The sequence below is a fragment of the Nonomuraea sp. NPDC003709 genome, from assembly GCF_040610775.1.
Classification (GTDB): domain Bacteria; phylum Actinomycetota; class Actinomycetes; order Streptosporangiales; family Streptosporangiaceae; genus Nonomuraea; species Nonomuraea angiospora_A.
The window spans coordinates 68,026-88,732 of the sequence record NZ_JBEXMW010000041.1; the positions used below are offsets into that span (position 1 = coordinate 68,026).

The window sequence follows — 20,707 nt, forward strand, 5'->3', positions numbered from 1 at the left end:
TCCACGGAGTACTCATCGGTGCCCGCCGCAGGGAAGGTGCCGGCGATCCGAAACGCGACCATTCTGAAACAGGCCGATCGAACCGGCGTCAACCTGCCGGATGAAGATCGCTGCAACCTCTGCCGTAGGGCGCCGGCCCGGCGGGTAAACCAGCGCGGTAGGCAGGCCGCCGGTCTACCGCACAAGTCGTCGTTCTGATCAACCGGGTGGTGCATGAGAGGTGGAGGGATTGGCGGCTAGCATGCGCTGATGCACGCAAAGGTGCTGTCGTCCGTGCGACGGCTCGCCGTGAGGAATCCCTTCATCGTCGACCTGCTGTTCAGCCTGCTGGTCACCGGTGCCACGCTGGCCTTCGCGGCCGCGCTCAGAGCGGGGGCAGGCGACTGGGAGTACGCGCGGCGTCCGATGGACGCCGTGGGCGTAGGGCTGACCCTGGTGGGCAACCTCGCCCTGGCGTGGCGGCGGAAGGCGCCGCTCACCGTACTGGCGATCTCCTGCACCGTGACGGCCGTCTTCCACACGGCCGGCTACAACGCCAGGCTCAACGACGTGGCGCCGCTGCTGGCCCTCTACACCGTGGCCAGCCGCCGGCTCCCGGCCGTATCGCTCCCGTGCGCGCTGGTGGTGGCGGGCCTGTGGTGGCACGCCGCCATCCTCGGCCCGGACGACTTCATCTGGCCGAACATCGCGCAGACGAGCGTCATGGTGGCGGTCGCGTGGTCGTTCGGCACCAGCACCCGGATGCTGGTCGAGCGCAACCGGCGGCTGGCCGAGCTCAGCGCCCGGCTGCGCCGGGAGCAGGAGGACCGGGCCCGGCGGGCTGTCACCGAGGAACGGGTGCGCATCGCCCGCGAGCTGCACGACGTGGTCGCCCACCACATGTCGGTCATCGTGATCCAGGCCGGGCTGGCCCGCTACGTCTTCGGCTCCGACCCCACCACCGCCCGCGGCGCACTGGCCACCATCGCCGACACCGGCAGCGAGGTCATGGGCGAGATGAGACGGCTGCTGGCGGTCTTACGCGTGGACGCCGACGACGACCCCGACGCCGACAACTATGCCCCCGCACCCGGCCTGCAACGGCTCGGAGCGCTGGCCGAACGGGTACGCGCCGCGGGAGTGCCGGTGGAGGTGTCGATCACCGGCTCGGTGCGCCCGCTGCCACCCGGCATCGACGTGTGTGCCTACCGGGTTGTGCAGGAATCCCTTACCAACGTGCTGAAACACGCGGCCCCGGCCACGGCGCGCATCTGCGTGCACTATGGAGCCGAACTGGAACTACGCATCAACGACGACGGAGCCGGAGCATCCGTCGCCCCCGGAGGTGACGGCCACGGCTTGATCGGCATGCGGGAACGCGTCAAGCTCTACAAGGGAACGATCAAGGCCGGACCCCAACCCTCGGGCGGGTTCGAGGTCGTGGTCACCCTGCCTCTGTCGTCCCCGGGCCAAGACGATCGGCCCGCCGAGTCGCACGGTGAGCCGAACACATGATCAACGTACTCGTCGTCGATGACCAGATCCTCGTCCGCGCCGGCCTGGCCGCGCTGATCCGGGCCGCGCCCGGCCTCGACGTCGTTGGGGAGGCGGCGACCGGTGAGGAGGCCGTGGCCCTCGCGGCGGCCACCCGGCCCGAGGTGGTCCTCATGGACATCAGGATGCCCGGCATGAACGGTGTCACGGCTACCGAGCACATCCTGGCGGCCGGCTCCGTACAGCCACCGCGGGTGCTCATCTTGACCACGTTCGACCTCGACGAGTACGTCTACCACGCGCTGCGAGCCGGCGCGTCGGGTTTCCTGCTCAAGGACACGCCGCCGGAGCGGCTCATCGCCGCCATCCACACCGTGGCCTGCGGCGACATGTTGTTCGCGCCGAGCGTCACCCGGCGGCTGGTCGAGGCGTACACGCAGCACGCCGCCCCGAGCACCGCCACCCGGCCCACTCCGATACTGGACCTTCTCACCTCGCGTGAGGCGGAGGTACTCAAGCTGGTGGGGCACGCGCTGTCCAACACCGAGATCGCCGCCCGGCTGTGCGTCAGCGAGGCCACGGTCAAAACTCACCTCAACCGGGCCATGACGAAGCTGAACCTGAGCAGCCGCGCGCAGGCGGTGGCCAGGGCGTACGAGTCCGGCCTGGTCACCCCGGGCCGGGAGACCGCCACGCCCGCATGACGTCTGAACTGCCAACTCTCCTCACAAAGCAGGACGACGGTGCCACCGTCGGGCCGGATGCCCATGATGGTGACCTCCGGGCGGCCTGCCATGAAGACGACATGGACCCGGGCCCGGTTCTCCCTCGGCGTGTCACCCGAGCAGAGGCGTTCGGGCATGCCGGCGCCCCAGGCGAGGTGGAGGTTGGCATCGGTTGGCGACCGTGGCACGATCGACCGCTGTCGGGGAGATCATAGCGGTCGGGTCCGGAGGGGGATGAGCGAGTTATCGGCGGGGCCGCGCGGCTATCAGAGCGGGGCCCATCGTGCGGCCCGCGTCGGGCTGGTGGCGGGGCTGTGCGCTGTGGTCGTTTCGGGATTGCTGCCCTGGGTCGCGCCGGCCCGGCCGGGAACGGCCGTACAAGCCGAGGGATTCATTCCGGGTTTCGGCCAAGCTGTGGCCGGCCATCTGGGGCTGTCCTATCTGGACGTTCATCGCGCTGTTCCGGTGATGCTTCTGGTGACGTTCGGGTTCGCGGGTGGCGCGGTCATCGCGTCGTCGCTGGCGGCGATCGCCCTGATCCGGCCGTCAGGTGGCGTTCATGTGCTGGGCGCCGCACTCGCTGCAGCGGACGTTGTCGCGTGCGGTGCGGCCATCCTGCCGTCTCATCCCGATTTAGTCCCCAGTATTGGACCTGTGGCGGGCGCGATCGGATTCTTCATACTCGCGACCTGCCAGGCCGTGCTGGCGTGGGGGTGAGAGACCGGCGTCACCGAGGCGACGCCCCGCGCTTCACCCGACGGGGCCGTCAGATCGAGCGCGGCCCCGTGGTGCGAGACGCGGAAGAGGCCATGCCCTCGCCAGCATGGACGGGCTCGTGGTGCTCTTCCCCGCCCACGTCACCCGCTGCTGGGCACGGCCGGACATCGCCTACCTGCCGGTCACCGATCTGGAGCCGCTGCCGTACGCGCTGGTGTGGCGGAGGGAGGCGGAGAGCGAGCCCATCCGGGTCCTGGCCGGGATCATCCGTGACCTGGGCCCTCTCCCGTCGGCCTCTCCCGGCTCTTGATGTCGTCCGTAACCCTCGGGTGGGATCTGATGCCAAGCGGGCCGGGTGTTGCCTGGCTGTGCGCAAATTCGCGCTGTCCCCGATGGGCAGGTGAGTGGCGGCGTCGCAGTTGTAGGAGCCGACCCGGACAATTACGAGAGATCGAAGGGGGCGGGGGAGTGGCCTTCCCAGATCTGGCGGGATGCCTGTTCGGGGTAGGGCAGAGTCTTCGACTCGGTGTCCAGGACGCGGGTGAGGTGCCCGCCGGGCCGGTGGGCGGACCAGCCCGCGTCGCCGGTGGTGACGAAGCGGACCCATGCCTCCTGGAGTTCGCGGGAGAGCGCGACGGCCTCGGAAGTGGGCTCCTCGCCGATGAGCTGGGTGCCGACGGGGCTGTCCAGCGTGCCGAACGCCAGGGGCACGTCGAGGCTGTGGCAGGCGCCCAGGATGCCGCCGAGGGCCGGGGCGACCCAGCACAGTTCGAACAGGTACGAGGTGCCGCCGGCTGCGGCGTTCGCCTCGGCCAGCTTCTGTGACGGCATGCGGAAGAGGGCGTCGGAGTACACCGTCTCCACCAGCTCCTCCGGGCCGGCCTGCGGAAACGCGGCACGGTAGGCCCGCGCGCCGTCCGGCTGCGGGGCATGCAGTTCCAGGGCTGCGTGGGCGTCCTCCTCGGAGAAGGTGCCGTACCGTCCGCTCATGACGCTGAAGTACCGGAATTCGTCCCGGGTGTGGCCGACGAGCAGTTCGGTCCCGCTCGCGCGCGCGCCGGTCAGCGCGGGCCAGGGCGTTTCCGGGAGGACCTCGCCGTCGACGACGGGGCACAGCGCGGTGCCGGTCTCCGTGAGGCGTCCCCAGCTCTCCCGGTGCGCGTGGAGGCCGGCGTTGAAGGAGGTGAGCTCGGCGGCCAGGTGCCATGGGTCGATGTCGCGCAAGGCCGCGGCGGTGGGGGCCGCCGCGCCGAGCCGGTCCGCGAACGCGGCGGTGACCTGCCGTGCCAGCGCGGGGGTGCTGTGCAGCCCCGGCACCGAATGGGCGATGGCCCGCCGGAACAGGCCGCGCGCCGGCTTCATCGTCAGGAGGGCGGCGACCGACCCTGCCCCGGCGGACACCCCGGCCACGGTGACCTGGCCGGGGTCGCCTCCGAAGGCGGCGATGTTGCGCTGCACCCACTCCAGCGCCGCGATCTGGTCGAGGAATCCGCGGTTGGGCGGCACGTCGTCGAGGAACGCGAAACCCTCCGCGCCCACGCGGCAGTTGATGGTCACCACGACGAGTCCCGCCTCGGCCAGCGCTGCCGGGTCGAACATCGGGTCGCTCGACGCCGCCGAGAGGTAGCCGCCCACGGGGATCCACACCAGCACCGGCAGTCCCGCCGCGCCGGGATCCGGAGTGCCGACGTTGAGCGTCAGCCAGTCGGTGCCCTGCGGGGGCACGTCGATCGGCAGGGACAGCGGCACCACGGGGCCGAACTCGACCGCCGGCCTCGTCCCCTCCCAGCGGTGCGGCGGCGCGGGCGCGGCGAAGCGGAGCGCTCCGACCGGGGGCTGGGCGTAGGGGATGCCGCGGAACACCGCGTGCCTCTGCCGCCGGCGCCCCTGCACCACGCCTTCCGTGGTCCGTACCTTTGGCTGTTCGGACATGACGATTCCTTCCCTCGAGTGGACCCCAGGATTATGGGTCAGGTGTATTATGTCAACTGTATTGAAAAAGTCCCGGGGTGCGAGGGAGGGGCCGGCGATGCCGAAACAGGTGGATCACCGCGGACGCCGCGAAGCGATCGCCCGAGCACTGTGGCGGGTGGTGGAGCAGCGCGGCGTCACACATCTGACGATGCGCGTGGTGGCGCAGGAGGCGGCCATGTCACTCGGGCAACTGCAGCACTACTTCGCCTCCCGGACCGCCATGCTCTCCTTCGCCATGGACTTCGCGTCCGAGCAGACCTCGGTGCGCGTACACCAGGGGCTCGAAAAGCTCGGTGACCGTCCGCACCCCCGTGACGTGCTGCGACTGACGCTCGCGGAAATGCTCCCCCTGCATGCCGACGCCCGCGCGACCAGTCGGATGAGCGCCGCCTACGTCCTGGAGGCGCTGCACGACGAGGCCGTGCACGAGCAGGCGCGCCGCGGCCTCGTCCAAGGGCGGGCCCTCGTCGAGCAGTTGGTCCGCCAGGCGATCGCCGACGGGCACATCGACTCCGGCCGCGACCCGGCGACCGAGACCAACCTGCTCCTTGCCCTCACCGGCTTCACCTCCCTGATCGAACTGGACGTGATCGAGCCCCAGGACGCGCTCGCCGCGATCGACGTGCATCTGGACCGGCTGTTCAGGAGTACGTGATCTGGCCCCCGGCCACGGGGGCAGGTGGGGACAAGATCAGCTCTAGTCCGGCCGCTCCCCGGCCTGGTGCCATCTGACCGGCCACCTCTACCTCGGCACCGCGCCCGGCAACGACCGTCCCATCTACGCCCTGAGCGTCCGCGCCGACGCCCGCCGTACTGAGCCCCATGCACCGTGGCGGTCAACCATCGACTGACCCTCACCCAGCTCCATGTTCGCGCGGCCTCCTGATCAGTTCCCTGAACCGACGCTCAGCTGCTCTCGTGGGCGCCGTCGTGGAAGGGACGCAAACCCCCGGCCACATCAGCTCGGGAGAAGGCGTAGCGGCCCAGGAAGTTGATGTGGTCGTACTGGATTGGCGACAGCCGCGGCTTCGCGGTGTGCCGCTGCTTCCTTGGGGCGTCCAGGTCGTCGCGCAGCCAGGCGTCGATCACGTCCCGGTAGGCGTCGAGCCGGGATCCCCGCTTCGGTGGTGGTTTCGGTTGCTTGGGCCACGCCGACTCCAACGCGGCGGCGACGGTGCGGTACCCGACGCCGTGTTTGCGCTTTAGAGCCCGTTTCGACAAGCCAGCGTTCGCGTCACGACGTATTGCGGCGTACAGGTCGACACGGGACGTACGTGCATCGCGAGCCATGACGTCAGAACGGCTTCGGCGGCTGAACAATCAGGCATTCCAGATGCGTCCCGCCCGGATGGGATCGCTCACCAGGAACCCGAACGTGGGAACGCGTGTGCCCGATGATGATCACGTGCCAGGATCCCCGTGCGCTGCGCTCCAAGCAGCGGCCGATCGCCGTCGGAGATTCTCGTTGCTGTTTGCGGCTGATCAGTTCCTCCCTTCGCGGACATCCTTCCCCTGTTCGGCGAATGCCTTGAAATCCTGCATGTGCTGTTGCGACTGCTTGTGGAAGGAGCCGGGCATGAGAAGCCCCACCAGCCGCATCAGCAGGCCGCTGAACCGGTATTCGCTCTCGCTTTCCCAGAGCGTCGTCTCCGGATTGGCTTGGGTCAGCCGATCGCGCACGACGCTCCACATGCCCGCGCCGACGATCTCGCGGTCGAAGTGAACGACGCTCTCTTTCGGGATCCCGTGCAGATCTGCCGGATCCCGACGTGTGATCGTTTCGGTGCACTCGATCGTCCGCTGCCCCGACTGCATCACGACCCGCGACTTGGTACCGAGCTGGCCGTGTATCCCATGCACCGGCTCGTGCAGCACCAAGCCCCGCAGCCACTTCGGTAGGTGTGCCGGGTCGGCGAGCAGCTGGGCCACCCGCTCCCGCGGCAGAGCGACCTCGATCGAGTTGATGTACTTCATCGCGCATTCTTTCTAGGTATGGGACAACATGCTGTTGTGCTGCCCGTCCTGCCCCTCGACGGAGAGGTCTGACATCCGTCTCGCGATTGACAATTCATCGGCGGTGCAGGCCCCAGGAATACTGGTCAGCCCACCGCAGCGGGGATGTCAGGTCGGGTCGGGTGCGTAGAACTTGGTGGTGGCCTCGACTGCGGCCGCGACGTGCTCCGGTTCGCCACCGGCGGCCAGGTGAGCCTCGCCCCAGGCTGCGGCGCTGCGCCGGATGAACTCGCGCCCTTCGGGCGACTTCTGGACCTCCTCGTGGTCGGCGGTCTCGCCACCGGCCAACAGCTGGGCCAGGGCGAGGAGATGCAGGTCCCAGCCAACGCCGCCGGCACCGGGGCCGTAGGTCGGGAAGAGGGGCTCCTCGAGGACCGCTGCGTGGATCAGTTCGAATTCGGTGTCGCCGGTCGGGCCTGGGACCAGGCGCACTTCCACCTCGCTCGTGCCGGGCCAAGCGTCGGCCTCCGGCCCGTAGAGCCAGGACACCTTTAGTAGACGCGGGGGCTCGCACCGGAGGATCTCGCCGTGCTCACCACCGTCCAGCTCGAACGTCCCGCCTGGCCGCAGGTCCCCGGTGACCGGTTTCAACCAGCGCTGCAGCCGCTCGGGGCTGGTCAGGGCGTCCCAGACGTCGTCGATCTGCGCTTCGTATCGACGCCGCACCTCGATGGTGTACGCGTCGCCGGCGGGCACGCTGCCCTTGCCCATTGCCCGGAGCGCAGCGGCCAGTTCATCCAATATGTCTTTCATGTCATGTTCCCTTGGCTGGTGGATCGGTCTTGTCCGCATCGGTGCCGGGCCCGGCCGGTCGTGTGGGCTCCCCACCGGCCGGGGTCCGAGTTGCACGCCTGCCCCGGGCCAGCTCGGTTTCCAGAGCGTCGAGGCGTTGTTCCCAGAACCGGCGAAACCGGTCCAACCACGCGTCAACCTCGCTCAGCGGCGCGGGCTCGACGGCGTAGAACCGGCGAGCGCCCTCAGCCCGCACCGACGCGAACCCGCTGTCACGCAGCACGCGCAGATGCTGTGAGACAGCCGGCTGGGAGAGTCCGAACTCGGCCCGGATCACGTCCGTGATCGCGCCAGAGGTCTGCTCACCGTCGGCGAGCAGCTCCAGAATGCGCCGGCGTCGAGGGTCGCCGAGGATGTCGAACGCGTGCACAAACATGGATCATACCAGTCTTCACTTATATAAGTCAGTGCTGGCATCCTGACGCCATGTTCGGCTTAGAGTTCGTCTTCGTTCGCGGACTCTGCGGTAGCAGACGAGTGCGGAGGATGCTGGCGAAGGAGGAAGACCGCCTTGCGCACGGGGGCGCCTCACGCCTACTGGCAGTGGCTACAGACCGCGACCGTGCTTCGGTGAATCTAGATCATCCATCCAGCTTTGGCGGTTCACCAGCAACCTCTTACCGAGCTGGCTGCAGCCAATGACCACGTCCCCGGATCCCCAAGACCAAGACGGTCGACGACACAGCAGGGGCGGCCAGGAACCCGAAGCCGCCGGTCCCCTTAGGCCGCCTCGGCCAGGGTGGTGAAGTCGATCTCGGGCAGGTCGGCGTCAAAGTCGTCGGGACGCAGGCGCAGCACGTCGGTGGCATACATGCCGAACCGGCTGATGTGCGCGGTCAGGTAGGGCGACAGCTGCGCGACGTCCTCGGCGCTGATCTCCCAGCCCTCGGCCAGCAGCCGGCGCATCACCTCCATCATGTCCAGCGCCCTATGGAAGATCACGCAGTTGGCCAGCAGGGAGTTGAACTTGATCATCTTCTCCTGCTCGGCCGGGTCGTTGTCGGCGATGACGCCGTCGTTGCCGAAGCGCAGCCAGGCCGAGAACCCGTTGAACCCCTCGACCTTGTTGGTGACCGCGGTGATGCGCCTGCGCAGCGCCGGGTCGGCCAGGAAGCTCCGGACGTGGTGCATGGGCACACCCAGGGCACGCCCCATCGAGTTGAACGGCTCACCCGCACGCCATCGCTGCCAGATCTTATCTTGCTGAGCTGGCGAGAACCCGTAGTCCCGCACATGACCCTCCATCGCCACAAGATCAACTTATGGCGATGCACTGATCACTTGAGCCCAAGACCGTTATCGGGACACTCCGGCTCCGGCAAGGTCGCCCCATGGATGCGCACCAACGTCCCCAGCGCCAGCCATCAGCCGGTTGTCGGCCTGTCCAAAAGAAGTCCCGCCAGTGTGCACTTCGACACAGACTCGCGAGCCGCACTGTTGCAAGAGTGGACCACGAAAGGCCAGACGCCCAAACGGCGGAACAACGGGCCGGGCGATGCAATCTGACAAGCAGGCCCGCCGTCGCTTTATGAGTCACGACACCATGACGTCGATCACCAAGACGATGGCCGTCTTCGGTACAAGCGCCGCCCTGGCCAGTGGTCTCCTGACCACCGGTCTGATGAACGGTGCGGCCCAAGCCGCCTCCCTCCCTGTCGTGAGGACCGCAGGGTCGGCGAGCGCTCACCCGTACGACGGCAAGGATCCCTACCGCAGCGGGTGCGCCCGCTCCAGGGTGAACACCGGGAAGAAGGCCTCGCTCAGGAACGAGGTCGGAGACCACCTGGGCACGATCCGGCTGTTCTACTCTCGCCACTGCGGCACCAACTGGGGCGAGGTGTCGGTCGGCACGAGCGCTTCCGGCACCATCACGGTCTTTACCAGCAAGAAGAGCAGATCCTTCAGCTACCGCCCCGGGAACGGCGGACACCACTGGGGCAACATGGTCTACGCCCCCAGCGGCGTCTGCGCCAAGGCCACGGGCACGGTGACGGCCGGGATCGGCCGCGCCAACAAGGGCAGCGGCACCACACCGAAGGCCTGCGGCTAACCCCACGCCAGCGCACCGACGAAAGGTGAACACCGCCGCCGTAGTGCCTGCAGCGCGCTGTCGCCGGCGAGCGGCGCGGGCAGCTCTCCGGGGGCGATGTCGCCTTCCTGCTGCCAGATGGAGTAGGTGAGCAGCAGCTCCTCCAGCTCGGTCATGGCGTGGGTGGGCTCGGTGTCGAGGTCGGAGAGCAGCACGCTGCGCACTGTGGGTGTCATGACGGTCAGCGTCCCCATCGCTCGTGGGCGGGCTGCTTCGTCATCCCGGCGGCCTCGCCGATCGCTGCCCAGGACCGGCCGTCCTCGTGGGCGGCGCGTACCGCTTCGTCCAGGCGCTCCTGGGCGTAGCGGACGGTGTCGGCGGCGTCCCGTACGGCGGTGATGCTCTTCGGGTCGAGGTGGCTGCGCCATTCCTCGAAGATGGCCCGGTCGACGTCGTCGGGCGCGACATCCTGGACGCCGCAACAACCTCACAGCTCAAGGGCGCAGACCTGGACGTCGGCCGCTACACCGAACTCCTCAACCTGCCCCATGCCCCCTGAACCTCCCGCGATCGCCTCGACCCTTCACAACAGAAAGGACAAGAAAGTGAGTAACAACAAACTGCCCGCCGCCGCCGCAGTCGCCGCGTTGGCGCTGCTCCCGGCCGTGCCCGCCGCGGCTCAGACGGCCGGCGCCGCGGCCCGGGTCACCATGTCCGACGCGGTCACCGCCAGCGCGGCGAGCATCCCGCCGGCCGACCGCACCCGGCTGGCCGGTACGGCCGCGCAGTCCACTGCGGGGGCCGCTCCGCAAACCGCTCAGGCCGCGCAGGCACGGTGTGGATATGACGAGTGCACGTACACCAAGAAGAAGTACAAGGGCAGGATGAGCGGTCACAACTTCTACGGGAACAAGTGCACTACGTTCGACCACGCCTTCAAGATACGGTCCCTGAAGATCACTAGTCCCCGGGGCACGACCTACTGGTCCAAGAAGGGCTGCAAGGGCACGCCGTCCAAGAGCTTCGCGGGCAACGTGAGCATTCCGAACTACCGGTTCACCGCACGTTCAAGTCGGCCGTGACCGACCCTCCCAGTGTCGTGGGCCCGCCGGGTCCCGCAATCTACGTGCGGTCCGGCGGGACTGCCGCAGCCGCCGCCGTCGTCGACCAGCTCGGCGACGGCGGCGGCGCGGGTGTGGCCCGGTCCGGATGATGGGCGTGCCGGACCAGTGCCGGGCGGGCCAGCCCGTATGGGCCGGGCCCACGGTGCCCAGCGGGTCGTCGGCGGCCACGACTCAGTACGCGCCGTCCTCGGAGTCGGTCTTGACGACCCGCACGGCGGCCAACTCGGCGTCGCTGTACCGGGGTCCTGTACTGGTGGAGTCACCTATTTAACTATCGCGAGTTCGCGATGCCGAGGCTCGCGGTAGTGACGTTCCGTGCTTCCGCCGGCAACGGGTCGCTCTCCAAACAGCAGGCGTGCGCGGCAAGGGGAACCGGCCCTGACTAGGAGTAGGACTGGGGAGCGCGGCGACGGTGATGGCGGCCAGCTCGGATCGCGCTTCGCCAGCGGTGGGGACGCCGGGCGGGCCGGCTACATCCACCAGGTCGACCGCTCGACGGAAAATCCGATGCATGGGGTGGGCTTGACGCCGAGTAAACCGCCGCCAGGCCGTTCAACTGGCTGCGGCTGCCTCGCCGGTAGCCCTCGTCGCGACGGCCTGCTGTCGCGCGGGATGTTTGGTGCCGCGCGGCTCCTTCTTCGTCTTCTGGTCCGCGTCAGGAAAAATGAGCCGGATCGCCTCGATGCCTGCCAGCCGTGCCCGTGTCGACATACCGAGATCGCCGGTCAGCAGTTTCACCTTCCGACCAGCGAGCGCCTGGAATGCTGCGACGCGGGCGATGATCTCATCGTCAGTACGAGGTAGCCGCACATGGCCGGGCGGATCCGGCCATAGGTCGATCGTGATGGCGCCGCGCGGGAAGGCCGGGTTCTCCGGCGCGCTGCTCCTCGGCCGGACGACCCCCTGAGGGAGCAGGCTGTCCAGGAGCTTGATCGTCTCTCGGGCGTTGGTGCTGGCAGCGCCCTGACCTCGATCTTTCTGCCGGTCCAGTTCATCCAGCACCACTAGTGGCAGGACCAGGTGGACGTCCTGGCCAGGTAGGGCGCCAGCGTCCTGGCCGACATCCCATGTGTCCAGCCGGTTTTGGTGGTGGCAGTACACGTTGGAGTCGGCGATGACGAGAGGGCCTGACCGCTCTGGCTGGTCGAGCAAGTTCGACCAGATGGACAGCGTCTCGAAGGCTTCTAGCAGTTGATCGATGTGCTCCGCGAGTTCAAGCAAGATCGTGTCACGGATCGGTGTGGTATCGGAGCCGCTCGCCCGCATCCACATGCGGCCCGAGCCTGCTGATTTGTCCCCCATCACAGGCTCGGGGATCGACATCGACAGCACAGTGACATAGCGAGGAGTGGTGACCAGGCGGTCGAGATCAGCACTGCTGATCTGCCGGCGCAGCCGGGCGCGGGTGGCATTCACCCAGTCGAGATAGGCGACGCGCAGGACACGGCCGTTGTCATGTTCGCGGGCGAGATTTTCAGCCCTTGCGATTACGTCCTGCAGCGTTTGCAGGAGGCTGTGGCGGTTGGCGCCCAGCTCAAGGGTGATCAGCATGCCATCAGGATGCTCCGGGTCACTGTGCCGTCACCACTGGTTTCCGGATTTATACCGACAACTGCGGTCGTAGCTGCTGATCCGGTCTCGGGACTTTACTGGTTACTTTTCACTGGTGAGCTCGCCTATTCAACTGTCGCGAGTTGTCGTTCCCATGGGGCCTGATGGTGACGTTCCGTGTTCCCCAGCGGCGTAGCGGTTCCAGCCTCCACCACCTTCCCGAAGGAGGCGGGCGGTGGTCTTGTCGTGGTATCCAAGGGCGTCGGCGACGACAGGGGCGGGCATTTCTAGGAGTTGCTGCCGGATCGCGGCACCGCGGGCGACCGCCGCTGGAATGCCGATCTCGTTGAGGAGCTCGGACAGGTGGTCGGGGCGGCAGGGCTGATGTGCCCGGCGGCCGGGGGAACAGCCACCGCGAAGCGCGGCTGGTAGCGGTGTTCATGTTGTCGCGAGCCGCGATGTAGTCCAGCAGCAGGGATGCGACCGGCGCGGGGACGGGCGAGGGCGGTTCCCCAAGGCGCAGGAACACGGCTTCGCCATCGCGGAGCAGGTCGTCGATGGTGAGCCGGACGACCTGGGTAAGGGGTTGGGCGTAGAGGAGCACGATGATGGCGGCGACGCGCAGGCGCTGGGGAATCTCGACGTCGATCAACAGGCGTCGGATGGCTGCCAGGCGTTCGTCCTCGGTCAGGGTGGCCCGGCGGGAGATCTGCATCGCGGGCAGGGACAGGGACCGGGAACAGTGACGGCTTTGCATGGCCCAGGTGAGGAAGGGTCGTAGCCGATTGCGAGCGCTCTCGGTGTTCTCGGCGAACCAGGCGTCGATGTCGTTCTGGCGACAGGAGGCGAGAGTGTGGCCGCGATTATCGAGCCACCAGAGGAACGAGGTCGCGGATCTGATCTGGTCGCCAGCGCCATCGCGAACGCTCGGTGTGATGTGGCCTCGCTCTGCTCGGTTTCGCAGGGCGGGAAGGACGTGCCAGGTCGCGAAGAGCCGGATCGTTTTGACGTGTTCAGGATCATCAACGTTGGCCAGATGGCCTGGAAGCCAACGCTGGAAGGAACATATGTATTTGTCGACGGCGGGCAGGACACCGCAGACCACCAGGAGTTCTTCCAGGTGAGCGGCGACCCGCCAGGGCTGGAGTTCGTGTAAGGCGTCGTGGGTGAGGGGGATCTGCCCGAGAGCGAGCTGCTGCAGCAGTTGTGCCACGTTTCCCGGATGGTTGCGGCGTATCGCCTGCCAGGTCAGCCCGCTGCCGGGCTGTTCCATCGCCACGAGCAGGTCGAACAGGGGGCTCAGTTCTGGGCGGATGCGGCCGGCGCCGTCGTCCAGGACGGCGGTGAGCCGGTCGCTGAGGGTGCAGCGTTCGCAGAGCCGCCCGCCCCGGAGCTTGCTCTCGAACCCGCAGCGCGAACAGTCGAATGTCTGGGAAAAGCCGGCGCAGGTGGTGCAGATTGCGGCGCCGTCGCTGCTTCGACGTCCAGGAAGAGCGCGGTCCTGGCCGCATCCGGGACAGGTGCCCCGGGTGCGGATCGCGCGGTCGGCGCAGGTCCGGCAGACGTATCCGTCCGGCCAGTGTCCGGCCTTGTGGCGGCGACGGCCGCAGCGGCAGCACTCGGCCATGAACCACCGTTCGTATTGCTCGTCGGTGGCGTAGGCGCGGGTCATGTGTCAGGCAGGATCCGGGCCGGGCGTGGCCGCAGCTTGTCGACTCCGGCGGGCGCAGTGGGCAGGTCGCCGGTGGCGGTCTTGCGGACGCCGGCGTTCTCGGCGGTGGTGGCGACCAGATCGGCCGGGGTGCAGGTGAGGATGTCGCAAAGCGCGGACATCACCTGCAGCGACAACCGTTCGGGAGTGCCGGAGACCAGGCGGTGGACTTGGGAGGCCGACAGGTCGACGCCGCGCTCGCGCAGCAGCGGCACCAGCTCGGTGGCCGTGATAATTGGTCCATGAAGAGGACCAATTGTCATGTATTGGCTCTGTCGCCAGGCCACTATGAGGACAAGGATCGTGGCATGACCACACAACACGAAGATTCGCGTCATCTTGCTGCGGTCTCGGTGCCTGAGGCCATCGACGCGCTCCCAGGGCCCTTCCAACAGCACAATCTGGCGATGGTGAACGACACCACCGTCGTTCGCCTGGCTCGATTGGAGGGCGAGTTCCCCTGGCATTACCACGATGAGGACGAGTTGTTCTTGTGCTGGGACGGCAGCTTTGAGATCCAATTGGAGGGGCAAGACCCGGTGGTGCTGAATGCGGGCGAACTGTTCGTCGTTCCCAGGGGAATGCGGCACCGTCCCGTTGCCGACAAGACCGCTCATGTCCTGCTCATCGAGCACCCGGACACCAAGCAGTACGGGAACTGACGCAACGCGCCCCCAAGACCCCAGCTCTTCTAGACGCGCCCCTCGAGGCCGATGAAAACCCGAACCCCGACGGGCATGATGCACATCAGGCCGTCAGTCTGCACACCAAGACCCCGACGGCTTCGCCCTGTCGGGGTCTTTTAACGCCTGCCCGTCCCCATCCTGAATGACGTGTGCATCACCAAGTTGAGTGTCCGTGAACAGCCCCCCGCACATGGGCCGACTCCTCTCCAGCAGTCGACACCAAATGCCTATCGGTGATCCTGAGATCACACAAAGGTGATGGGCGCCTCTGGCAGACCTGCCCTTCAGCGCTGCTACTTCTCACTGACATCTCCCGACTGCATCGCGCTAGAGCGCGGTCCAAACTGACCCGCAAACGCTGCTGCCAGACATCGACAAAATCAAGCCGCAAAGCATGATCTGCAAGTTTGGTCCTGAGCAGGGGAAATACGGGGATGGCCAGTCGAGAACCTGAGCCGCGGTTATCGTCGATGTATGGGCCGCCAGGCGTGACAGGTCCGAACAGGGCCCAGTGATGGCGGTCGAGAGTGTCAGATGGGACCCGTACGGGTCCCGCTCGTCTCGGCCGCGCGTGGTCGACCACGCCATGGTGGGCGCGGTCGAGTTGGAGCTGATGAGCGAGGGCGGGGCGTACTTCATCCGGCTCACGCCGAGCAACGGCGGGCCCGCTCTGGAGAGCATGCGCGGGGTTTCCGCCGAGGTGCGCCAGGTCTGGCGCGACCTGACCGGCCGAACGTAGCGCGGGCCCGCCGGGGACGGCCTCCCCCCGGTGCCGTCCCCGGCTGTCCCATGCCTCAAGCCATCGGCTGAGGTCCCGGCACGGTGAGTATCAGTGTTCCGCCGGGGCGGCCCCGCGCCTGCGTCGACTCTGGGAAGACCGCAATGTCATGGTGCGGGTCGTCATGACCGGGGCGCAGCATGCCGGGCCGGTTCGGGGCGGATACTTGCGCGGTTTTTGACCTTATGGGCGGGGTTCGTTGCGACTTGCCGTCCTTCGGCCGGATGGTTGCGAGTAGGAGGCCGTCTGGCGAGAGGCCGCGCCGCAAGCCAGACAACCCGCTGCGGGCCAGCCCCCCTCCTCAGCGCTTGGCCCGCGAATCCTTCATATCAGTTACCGCCCAAGCACGCTCAGTACCTGTGTCACAACCCCTTGGGGCGCCGTGATCATGGATGAGGGAGATGGTCCTGCCGAGCGGAGTGGCGGGTCTGGACCAGCTCGCCTTATCGGGCGAACACTAGCCTCTGGGGGCAGGCCGACCGCGGCCCACTCTGCAGGGGCCAGAAACGATGGAGATGCGCAAGGAGGTGGGCGTTCCCGACTGACACGTCTACGGTCGGCGTCGTGATTGCCGGGGCAGGTGAGCACGGGGAAGGGTGCGGCCAGGATCTGGGCGGAGTGCTCGTACTCGGGCGGGGCAGCGCCCTCAGGTAGTCCATGACGTGGATGGCGTGCCGAGTTGCCCTGTCGGTGCCGACCCCGTTGATCCGCGGGGTTCGCCCAGGCCGCCGACGATGTCAGGAACGCCGCCGGGAGATCCGGCCCCGCACGCGCAGCCGCCCTGCCATCGAGCACGGGCGTGGCCGGACGTGGAAACGGCAGGCGGAGTGTTTCCGCCTGCCGGATCTCCATGCCCCGTCAGAGGCGCCGGTGTCAGGGCAGCAGCGCGGCGGCCTTGACCGTGTGCAGGTGGATCACGATGTCGAAGGACTCGCCGAGAGCGACCTTGGTGGCCTGTTCGGGTGACCAGAAGCCGCCGCCGATGAGACGGGTGGGGCGGCTTTCGGCCAGCCAGGTCCGTGCGGCCTGAGGCGCGGTGCGGGTGTCGAGGATGAAGTCGCGGTAGCGGACCTGGTCCAAGACGTACTCGTTGTAGTCGCTGCCGGCGGCGTCCACCGAGCCCTTGCACGTGAGGGGCCGCTCAGCCGGGCGTGAACCGGCCGGGCACTCGCCCTTGTCGATCAGGAAGTTATAGCCGCCCTGGTCGAAGGAGGTGCCGACGGTGACGAAGCGGCGGCCCAGACGCTCGCGCAGGACGCCGCCCATCGGGGCGGGGACGAACATCGTGTCGATCGGGGTGTAGCTGATGTGCGCGTTCAGCCCCGACATCTGGATCTTGTGGCCGGTCGTCTTGTTCCACCAGATGACGTTGTCGGCCATGGCCTTGTCCCGGTAGACCTGCGCCTGGCGGCGGCCCTCGGCGGTGGCCTGGTCGAAGGCGAAGTCGGTGAAGGTCTGCGACAGGGCCCGGGCGTGCTGCAGCGCCAACCGGTAGTCTTCGGCGTCGTCACCGGGCGCCTGCTTGGCCAGCAGTTGCAGGGCCTTGGTGGCGCGCTGGGCGTGGTCCTGGCGGGTGGCCAGCGGCTGGGAGAGCGCCAGGCCCATGTACTGCCCGGCGTTGGTGGTGGTGGGCCGCAGCCCGTCGTACAGCTGGGTGAACTGCTCCAGCAGGTCGGGGTGGTGCTGCTTGACGTAGGCGAGGACCTTGTCGAACAGCACGTCGCCGGGGTAGAGCAGGTCGGCGCCCATGAACTGGACCTTCGCCTGGTGGGTGGCGTTGTAGGACCGCATCCAAGTGATCAGGCCGAGGAACTCGCGGTTGTCGAACAGGTCGTAGGGGCCCTTGACCTCGTCGTGCATGATCGCGCGCGGGTCGCCCTTGCCGTTCAGGACGTAGTCGTTCAACCGCACGCCGGTGCTCCAGCTCAGCTCCCGGGCGAAGGTCGTGAAGCCCTTCTCGGTCACCAGGTAGCGCAGCAGTCGCTGGTTGAGGGTGTAGAACTCGGCGGTGCTGTGGGTGGCCTCGCCGACGCCGACCACCTTCGCGCCCGCCACCATCGCGCCGAACGCCTTCAGGTCGCGCTGTTCTGCCTGGGGGGTGGCGGAGGCCAGCGGCTTGGCCACCTCGTCGAGCGCGGCGACGACCTTCGCCTCACCGGTGTCGGCGGCGGTGGCGGAGGCGGAGGCGGCGGCCACGGTGGCGGCGGCCAGGCCGACGGTCAGGGCCGCGGCCCAGGTCCTGCTGTTCATGATGGCATTTCCATGTCTGAGAGGTCGTTGACGGATGTAACCCTCGGGGCGCGCGCCGACAGCCTCCTGACAGGACACTGACGGTGCTCGGCGAGCCTGTCAGCGCAAGCCGGACCCGCGGGCCTGGGCGGCGGATGTCGTCGGCGCCGTACGGGCGTGGTCAGACGCGCGGACCGAGGAAGCAGCCGCCCGAGGCGTCGATGACCTGCCCGGTCACCCAACCGCCCGCCTCGGAGGCCAGGAAGGGGACCACCTCGGCGATGTCGGCGGGCTGACCGACCCGGAGGATGGCGTTGCCGCTGCCCACCATCTGCTGGACCTGCGGGTTGTCGATCATCCACGGGTTCATGTCAGTCACGGTCGGGCAGGGCGCGACGGCGTTCACCGTGATGCCTCGCGCAGGCCGGGCGGGTTCTCTTCAGCCAGCTCATGGACGACGCCGACGAGTGGCATAACCACGGAAGGGATCCGTCGTTCCTGTATCAGGGAACCCGTCTGGCCGTCGCGCGCCAGGCCCGGGCCATGTGGCAAGCCGTCCCAGGACGATACCCGGCTCCGCACCGGATCGCCGAAGAGTTCCTCCTCGCCTGCGACCAGGCCGGTGATCGGGCCCAGCGAGCCACATCACGGCGCAGACGCTGGGCGCGCCTCGGCGTGACGGCTCTGGCTGTCCTCGCGCTCGTCGCATCGTTCGCGGCCGTCGCCGCCGTCAGATCATCCGACGCAGCCGATACTCAGCGCAGGCAGGCCCAGTCGAGACAATTGGCGACACAAAGCGAAATCGTCAGTGGCACAGATGGCCGCGCCGCGGCGCGACTGGCCGTCACGGCATGGCGGATCGCCCAGACCGACGAAGCCCGCCACGCCATGATCAACGCGCTGAGGTCATCCGCTCGTGGCCTTATCACCGGCCACACCAGGACGGTCACCTCCGTAGCGTTCAGTCCCGACGGCAAGACCCTGGCCACCGCCAGCGAAGACAGGACGGCCCGGCTGTGGAACATCGTCACCCACGAACAGATCGGCGATCCGATGCTCCACACTGCCGCCATCAACTGGCTCGCCTTCAGCCCTGACGGCAAGGCACTGGCCACTGCGAGCGAAGCGAGAGTCTTGCTGTGGGACGTCGCCACGCATAGACAGATCGGCACCTTCGACGGCCACACCAAGCACGTCTCCTCGGTGGCCTTCAGCTCTGACGGCAAAATCCTGGCCACCGCCAGCGACGACCAGACTGTCCGGCTGTGGGACACCGCCGCCCGCGCACAACTCGGCGGCCCTCTCATCGGCCACACCGGCCGGGTCATCGGGGTGGCCCTGAGCCCGGACAACACGACCCTGGCCACTGCCGGCCAGGACAACACCGTGCGGCTGTGGGACGTCGCCACCCGCAAGCAGATCGGCCGCCCTCTCAGCCTCCTCAATGACCGAGGTCGCCGACCGGTGGGGGCGAGCTTCGGGCCCGAAGGCGGAACGGTGGCGTTCAGCCCCGATGGCAAGAGCTTGGCTGCGGTCGGTGGTGACAACGACGTGCGGCTGTGGGACGTCGCCGGCCACGAAAAGATCGCCACTCTGACGGGTCACACGGACATCGTCTCCTCAGTAGCCTTCAGCCCTGACGGCAGGACCCTGATCACCGCCGGGGCCGATGGCACCACGAGGCTCTGGGCGACCTCCACCCTCCACCAGATCAGCGCCTTCACCCCCCGCAACAGGATCGGCGAGCGAATCGGCACCGGCATCGTCTTCTCAGCGGCGTTCAGCCCTGACGGCAAGACCGTAGCCAGCGGGAGGGCCGGAGGCGATGTGTGGCTGTGGGACGTCGCCACCAACCAGCAGATCGGCGGTCCCCTGACCGGCCACACCGGCGCTGTCGAATCGGTGGCGTTCAGCCCCGACGGCAAGACTCTGGTCACCGCCAGCGATGACAAGACCGTGCGGCTGTGGGACACCCACACCCGTGCTCCCATCGGTGCCCCCCTCACCAGCCGCACCGGACCCGTTGTCGCGGTGGCGTTCAGCCCTGACGGCAAGGCCCTGGCCACCGCGAGCAACCATCCCGAACTCATCGTCGCGCCGCCACCCAACACCGACCTCAGCCCTGATGGCGAGGTGCAGGTATGGGACGTCGCCACCCATCAGCAGATCGGCGGTCCTCTGACTGGCCACACCGACCGCGTGGGGTCGATGGCGTTCAGCCCCGACGGCAGGACGGTGGCCACCGCAAGCAGTGACGAGACTGTGCGGTTGTGGGACATCGCCACCCACCAGCAGGCCGGTGAGCAACTCACCGGCCACACCGGCTTTGTCTTCTCGGTGGCGTTCAGTCCTGACGGCAAGACGTTGGCCACCGGAAGTGGTGACGAGAGCGTGCGGTTGTGGGATGTCGCCACCCACCAGCAGATCGGCGATCCGCTCACCGGGCACACCGACGCCGTCGCGTCAGTGGCGTTCAGTCCCGACGGCAAGACCCTGGCCACCGGCAGCCACGACAAGACCGTGCGGCTGTGGGACCCAGCCCTGCCCGCAGACGCATCCGCAGCAACCTGCGCGCTGGCGGGCCGCTCGCTCGACAGGCAGGAATGGGACCGGTACCTCCCGGACGAGCCGTACCAGAGGATCTGTCCCTGAGCAGCGCCGATGGATATCTGGGGTTCATGGCCTCTTCTCACAGGTCAACGCGAGATGATCTTTTCAGGCACGTGACACACGTAGGGCACGTCGACCGGATCTCCCAGCATGTTGCGGGGACCAGGCGCAGATGGGCCGCCGAACCGGACCCGGAGCCTGGGTTGCGTCCACGGGAGTGGTGTACGAGTTTGGCCTGGTCACAGGCGTGGCGTCGTGAAATGAAGACGGCCATCGCGTGATCCTTCGAGTAGCA

General features: G+C 67.9%; 23 protein-coding genes. 11 read left to right on the forward strand and 12 right to left on the reverse strand.

Annotation, left to right across the window (positions count from 1 at the left end; all coding sequences use genetic code 11):
* The first annotated feature begins 249 nt into the window (after positions 1–249).
* The 4 genes from ABZX61_RS60540 (at position 250) to ABZX61_RS60555 (ending at position 3,225) form a co-directional block, all read left to right on the forward strand.
* Entirely contained in the window at positions 250–1,494 is a 1,245-nt protein-coding gene (locus ABZX61_RS60540) for a sensor histidine kinase (RefSeq protein ID WP_355210986.1), read from the forward strand.
* Positions 1,491–2,177 carry a response regulator transcription factor gene (locus tag ABZX61_RS60545; protein WP_355210989.1) on the forward strand — a complete coding sequence of 229 codons (687 nt, stop codon included), beginning with the start codon at positions 1,491–1,493 and terminating at the stop codon, positions 2,175–2,177. The genes ABZX61_RS60540 and ABZX61_RS60545 overlap by 4 nt, the downstream gene beginning before the upstream one ends.
* A gap of 255 nt (positions 2,178–2,432) precedes the next feature.
* Positions 2,433–2,915 carry a hypothetical protein gene (locus ABZX61_RS60550; protein WP_355210992.1) on the forward strand — a complete coding sequence of 161 codons (483 nt, stop codon included), beginning with the start codon at positions 2,433–2,435 and terminating at the stop codon, positions 2,913–2,915.
* A 106-nt stretch (positions 2,916–3,021) separates the two neighbouring features.
* Positions 3,022–3,225 carry a hypothetical protein gene (locus tag ABZX61_RS60555; RefSeq protein WP_355210995.1) on the forward strand — a complete coding sequence of 68 codons (204 nt, stop codon included), beginning with the start codon at positions 3,022–3,024 and terminating at the stop codon, positions 3,223–3,225.
* A 131-nt stretch (positions 3,226–3,356) separates the two neighbouring features.
* On the opposite strand, the gene ABZX61_RS60560 is transcribed toward ABZX61_RS60555, so the two are convergent.
* Complete coding sequence (locus ABZX61_RS60560) at positions 3,357–4,847, reverse strand: carboxylesterase family protein (RefSeq protein ID WP_355210998.1); 1,491 nt, start codon at positions 4,845–4,847, stop codon at positions 3,357–3,359.
* Positions 4,848–4,944: 97 nt separating this feature from the next.
* Here ABZX61_RS60560 and ABZX61_RS60565 point away from each other — a divergent pair, with 97 nt between their 5' ends.
* On the forward strand, positions 4,945–5,544 hold the full coding sequence (locus ABZX61_RS60565) for a TetR family transcriptional regulator C-terminal domain-containing protein (RefSeq protein ID WP_355211000.1): 600 nt from the start codon (positions 4,945–4,947) through the stop codon (positions 5,542–5,544).
* Between the two features lie 251 nt (positions 5,545–5,795).
* Here the strand turns inward: ABZX61_RS60565 and ABZX61_RS60570 are convergent, their stop codons facing one another.
* The 5 genes from ABZX61_RS60570 to ABZX61_RS60590 all read right to left on the reverse strand — a co-directional run bounded on the left by ABZX61_RS60570 (position 5,796) and on the right by ABZX61_RS60590 (position 8,825).
* Positions 5,796–6,050, reverse strand: coding sequence for a hypothetical protein (locus tag ABZX61_RS60570; protein ID WP_355211003.1), 255 nt, complete (start codon positions 6,048–6,050; stop codon positions 5,796–5,798).
* A gap of 321 nt (positions 6,051–6,371) precedes the next feature.
* Entirely contained in the window at positions 6,372–6,863 is a 492-nt protein-coding gene (locus ABZX61_RS60575; protein ID WP_355211006.1) for an SRPBCC family protein, read from the reverse strand.
* Between the two features lie 147 nt (positions 6,864–7,010).
* Positions 7,011–7,655, reverse strand: a complete 645-nt coding sequence (locus ABZX61_RS60580) for an SRPBCC domain-containing protein (protein ID WP_355211009.1) — start codon at positions 7,653–7,655, stop codon at positions 7,011–7,013.
* Position 7,656: 1 nt separating this feature from the next.
* The gene (locus tag ABZX61_RS60585) at positions 7,657–8,064 is read right to left on the reverse strand and encodes a metalloregulator ArsR/SmtB family transcription factor (protein ID WP_355211012.1); all 408 of its coding nucleotides are present in this window, start codon (positions 8,062–8,064) and stop codon (positions 7,657–7,659) included.
* A gap of 350 nt (positions 8,065–8,414) precedes the next feature.
* Positions 8,415–8,825: a Tn3 family transposase gene (locus ABZX61_RS60590; RefSeq protein ID WP_355211015.1), complete on the reverse strand. Its 411-nt coding sequence runs from the start codon at positions 8,823–8,825 to the stop codon at positions 8,415–8,417.
* Positions 8,826–9,222: 397 nt separating this feature from the next.
* On the opposite strand from ABZX61_RS60590, the gene ABZX61_RS60595 reads away from it, so the two are divergent.
* Positions 9,223–9,744, forward strand: a complete 522-nt coding sequence (locus ABZX61_RS60595) for a DUF2690 domain-containing protein (protein ID WP_355211018.1) — start codon at positions 9,223–9,225, stop codon at positions 9,742–9,744.
* On the opposite strand, the gene ABZX61_RS60600 is transcribed toward ABZX61_RS60595, so the two are convergent.
* Positions 9,741–9,959: a hypothetical protein gene (locus ABZX61_RS60600; protein ID WP_355211021.1), complete on the reverse strand. Its 219-nt coding sequence runs from the start codon at positions 9,957–9,959 to the stop codon at positions 9,741–9,743. The genes ABZX61_RS60595 and ABZX61_RS60600 overlap by 4 nt on opposite strands.
* A 23-nt stretch (positions 9,960–9,982) precedes the next feature.
* Here ABZX61_RS60600 and ABZX61_RS60605 point away from each other — a divergent pair, with 23 nt between their 5' ends.
* Positions 9,983–10,282, forward strand: coding sequence for a hypothetical protein (locus ABZX61_RS60605; protein WP_355211024.1), 300 nt, complete (start codon positions 9,983–9,985; stop codon positions 10,280–10,282).
* 46 nt (positions 10,283–10,328) lie between these two features.
* Positions 10,329–10,805 (forward strand): hypothetical protein, encoded by a 477-nt coding sequence (locus tag ABZX61_RS60610; protein ID WP_355211027.1) that lies wholly within the window; start codon positions 10,329–10,331, stop codon positions 10,803–10,805.
* Positions 10,806–11,399: 594 nt separating this feature from the next.
* Here the strand turns inward: ABZX61_RS60610 and ABZX61_RS60615 are convergent.
* The 3 genes from ABZX61_RS60615 to ABZX61_RS60625 all read right to left on the reverse strand — a co-directional run bounded on the left by ABZX61_RS60615 (position 11,400) and on the right by ABZX61_RS60625 (position 14,372).
* Positions 11,400–12,398, reverse strand: coding sequence for a PIN domain-containing protein (locus tag ABZX61_RS60615; protein WP_355211030.1), 999 nt, complete (start codon positions 12,396–12,398; stop codon positions 11,400–11,402).
* A gap of 109 nt (positions 12,399–12,507) precedes the next feature.
* Entirely contained in the window at positions 12,508–14,070 is a 1,563-nt protein-coding gene (locus ABZX61_RS60620) for a hypothetical protein (RefSeq protein ID WP_355211033.1), read from the reverse strand.
* Entirely contained in the window at positions 14,067–14,372 is a 306-nt protein-coding gene (locus tag ABZX61_RS60625) for a helix-turn-helix transcriptional regulator (RefSeq protein WP_355211036.1), read from the reverse strand. The genes ABZX61_RS60620 and ABZX61_RS60625 overlap by 4 nt, the downstream gene beginning before the upstream one ends.
* A 45-nt stretch (positions 14,373–14,417) precedes the next feature.
* On the opposite strand from ABZX61_RS60625, the gene ABZX61_RS60630 reads away from it, so the two are divergent.
* The gene (locus tag ABZX61_RS60630; RefSeq protein WP_355211039.1) at positions 14,418–14,771 is read left to right on the forward strand and encodes a cupin domain-containing protein; all 354 of its coding nucleotides are present in this window, start codon (positions 14,418–14,420) and stop codon (positions 14,769–14,771) included.
* 538 nt (positions 14,772–15,309) lie between these two features.
* Positions 15,310–15,534, forward strand: a complete 225-nt coding sequence (locus tag ABZX61_RS60635) for a hypothetical protein (RefSeq protein WP_355211042.1) — start codon at positions 15,310–15,312, stop codon at positions 15,532–15,534.
* Between the two features lie 912 nt (positions 15,535–16,446).
* On the opposite strand, the gene ABZX61_RS60640 is transcribed toward ABZX61_RS60635, so the two are convergent.
* Positions 16,447–17,823: an erythromycin esterase family protein gene (locus ABZX61_RS60640; protein ID WP_355211045.1), complete on the reverse strand. Its 1,377-nt coding sequence runs from the start codon at positions 17,821–17,823 to the stop codon at positions 16,447–16,449.
* 160 nt (positions 17,824–17,983) lie between these two features.
* Positions 17,984–18,208 carry an SDR family oxidoreductase gene (locus tag ABZX61_RS60645; RefSeq protein WP_355211048.1) on the reverse strand — a complete coding sequence of 75 codons (225 nt, stop codon included), beginning with the start codon at positions 18,206–18,208 and terminating at the stop codon, positions 17,984–17,986.
* A gap of 44 nt (positions 18,209–18,252) precedes the next feature.
* Here ABZX61_RS60645 and ABZX61_RS60650 point away from each other — a divergent pair, with 44 nt between their 5' ends.
* On the forward strand, positions 18,253–20,454 hold the full coding sequence (locus ABZX61_RS60650; RefSeq protein ID WP_355211050.1) for a WD40 repeat domain-containing protein: 2,202 nt from the start codon (positions 18,253–18,255) through the stop codon (positions 20,452–20,454).
* The last annotated feature ends 253 nt before the right edge of the window (positions 20,455–20,707 follow it).

Bases quoted from the DNA above. Each gene is read 5' to 3' on its own strand.
- ABZX61_RS60540 (WP_355210986.1), top strand. From the start codon at position 250: ATGCACGCAAAGGTGCTGTCGTCCGTGCGACGGCTCGCCGTGAGGAAT.
- ABZX61_RS60545 (WP_355210989.1), top strand. From the start codon at position 1,491: ATGATCAACGTACTCGTCGTCGATGACCAGATCCTCGTCCGCGCCGGC.
- ABZX61_RS60550 (WP_355210992.1), top strand. From the start codon at position 2,433: ATGAGCGAGTTATCGGCGGGGCCGCGCGGCTATCAGAGCGGGGCCCAT.
- ABZX61_RS60555 (WP_355210995.1), top strand. From the start codon at position 3,022: ATGGACGGGCTCGTGGTGCTCTTCCCCGCCCACGTCACCCGCTGCTGG.
- ABZX61_RS60560 (WP_355210998.1), bottom strand. From the start codon at position 4,847: ATGTCCGAACAGCCAAAGGTACGGACCACGGAAGGCGTGGTGCAGGGG.
- ABZX61_RS60565 (WP_355211000.1), top strand. From the start codon at position 4,945: ATGCCGAAACAGGTGGATCACCGCGGACGCCGCGAAGCGATCGCCCGA.
- ABZX61_RS60575 (WP_355211006.1), bottom strand. From the start codon at position 6,863: ATGAAGTACATCAACTCGATCGAGGTCGCTCTGCCGCGGGAGCGGGTG.
- ABZX61_RS60580 (WP_355211009.1), bottom strand. From the start codon at position 7,655: ATGAAAGACATATTGGATGAACTGGCCGCTGCGCTCCGGGCAATGGGC.
- ABZX61_RS60590 (WP_355211015.1), bottom strand. From the start codon at position 8,825: ATGCACCACGTCCGGAGCTTCCTGGCCGACCCGGCGCTGCGCAGGCGC.
- ABZX61_RS60595 (WP_355211018.1), top strand. From the start codon at position 9,223: ATGAGTCACGACACCATGACGTCGATCACCAAGACGATGGCCGTCTTC.
- ABZX61_RS60600 (WP_355211021.1), bottom strand. From the start codon at position 9,959: ATGACACCCACAGTGCGCAGCGTGCTGCTCTCCGACCTCGACACCGAG.
- ABZX61_RS60615 (WP_355211030.1), bottom strand. From the start codon at position 12,398: ATGCTGATCACCCTTGAGCTGGGCGCCAACCGCCACAGCCTCCTGCAA.
- ABZX61_RS60620 (WP_355211033.1), bottom strand. From the start codon at position 14,070: ATGACCCGCGCCTACGCCACCGACGAGCAATACGAACGGTGGTTCATG.
- ABZX61_RS60625 (WP_355211036.1), bottom strand. From the start codon at position 14,372: ATGACAATTGGTCCTCTTCATGGACCAATTATCACGGCCACCGAGCTG.
- ABZX61_RS60630 (WP_355211039.1), top strand. From the start codon at position 14,418: ATGACCACACAACACGAAGATTCGCGTCATCTTGCTGCGGTCTCGGTG.
- ABZX61_RS60635 (WP_355211042.1), top strand. From the start codon at position 15,310: ATGGCGGTCGAGAGTGTCAGATGGGACCCGTACGGGTCCCGCTCGTCT.
- ABZX61_RS60640 (WP_355211045.1), bottom strand. From the start codon at position 17,823: ATGAACAGCAGGACCTGGGCCGCGGCCCTGACCGTCGGCCTGGCCGCC.
- ABZX61_RS60650 (WP_355211050.1), top strand. From the start codon at position 18,253: ATGGACGACGCCGACGAGTGGCATAACCACGGAAGGGATCCGTCGTTC.